Source organism: Micromonospora sp. CNZ303 (assembly GCF_004345505.1).
Map to the genome: position 1 here is coordinate 1 of NZ_SLVT01000048.1, position 1,558 is coordinate 1,558.

The 1,558-nt window shown below is 73.3% G+C and carries 1 protein-coding gene; it reads right to left on the reverse strand.

All coding sequences use genetic code 11. The annotated features are described in order from the left end of the window. The coding region (locus EV374_RS32320; protein WP_132240953.1) for an amino acid adenylation domain-containing protein at positions 1-1,558 on the reverse strand (1,558 nt) is incomplete at both ends.

The following is a 1,558-nucleotide window of genomic DNA, read 5'->3' on the forward strand; positions in this document are numbered from 1 at the left end:
CCGTCGGTGCGGAGGCGGCAGAGGTCGCCGGTGCGGTAGAGGCGGCTGCCGGGTGGTCCGTACGGGTCGGGCAGGAACCGCTCCGCCGTCTGCCCGGGCTTGTTCAGGTAGCCGCGGCTGACCACGTCGCCGGCGACGCAGACCTCGCCGGGCGCCCCGGGCGGGACCGGCTGGAGGTCGGCGTCCAGCAGATGGAGGCGGGCGCCGGCGATCGGGACGCCGAGGTCCGGCCGGTGGACCCCGTCCGGGCGGACGGGCCCGACGGTGACGGCGACGGTGGTCTCGGTCGGCCCGTAGATGTTGAACAGGGTGTACGGCGCGTGCGCGGACGGCCGGGTGGTGAGGGCGTCCCCGCCGGTGAAGATCGTCCGCAAACGGCTGGTGGACGGGGTCGGCAACCGGAGGACGGCCTCCGCGATCGGGGTCGGCAGGAACGTCCTCGTGACGTCCTCCCGGACCAGCCAGTCGTGCAGCGCAATGGGGTCGAGGCGGTCGGCGGGGTCGGCGATGTGCAGGGTGGCGCCGCTGACCAGCGCGGGCCAGATCTCCCAGATCGCGGCGTCGAAGCCGAGGCTGGCCACCTGGCCGTGGCGTTGGCCGGGCCCGCTGGGGTGCGCGTCCAGGTGCCAGTGGACCAGGTTGGTCAGCGCCCGGTGGGGGACCATGACGCCCTTGGGCGTGCCGGTGGACCCGGAGGTGTGGATGACGTACGCCACCTGCTCCGGGTGCACGTCGAGCGGGGGCGGCGCGGACGTGGCCGTGGCCGCTGCCAGGTACGGGGCGAGGGCGACGACGCCGGAGGGTGTGTCGGTGTCGTGGGGGTCTTGGGTGATGAGGATGGCGGTGGCGGAGTTGGTGATGAGGTGGTGTCGGCGTGCGGGTGGTGCGGTGGGGTCGATGGGGAGGTAGGCGGCACCGGCTTTGAGGACGGCGAGCATGGCGGTGATGGCGGGTGTGCCGGGTGGGAGGCTGACGGCGACGGGGTGGTCGGGTCGGGCGCCGTGGTGCAGGAGTTGGTGGGCGAGGTGGTTGGACCGCTCGTCGAGTTCGCGGTAGGTGATCGCGCCCGCTCCGTCGACGACGGCGAGCGCGTCGGGTTGGCGTCGGGCCGTCTCCGCCACCAGCCTGGGCACGCACCCCGGATCACCGGGCGGGACCGGAACCGGGCTGGCGATCAACGCGTCCGCGAGCCGCTCCCGCTGGGCGGCCGTGACCGCGACCACGGTGGACAGCGGCCGGTCCGGCTCGGCCAGCACGGCGGCCACCAGGGCCCGGTAGCTCTCGGCCAGCTCGGCCATCGTGGCGGGCTCGTACAGGTCGCAGGCGTAGTCGAAGAGGACCCGGACGGCATCCGGCTCCAGTTGCACCTGGACGGTCAGGTCGAACTTCGCGACCCCCTCGTCGATCGGCAGCGGCCGCATCGTGGCGGTGTGCAGCGGTGCCGGATCGGTGCCGTCCATGGTGGTGAAGACGGTCTGGATGAGGGGTGGGGTGTGGCGGTCGCGGGTGGGTCGGGTGTGTTCGACGAGTTTGTCGAAGGGGATGTCCTGGTGGGTGA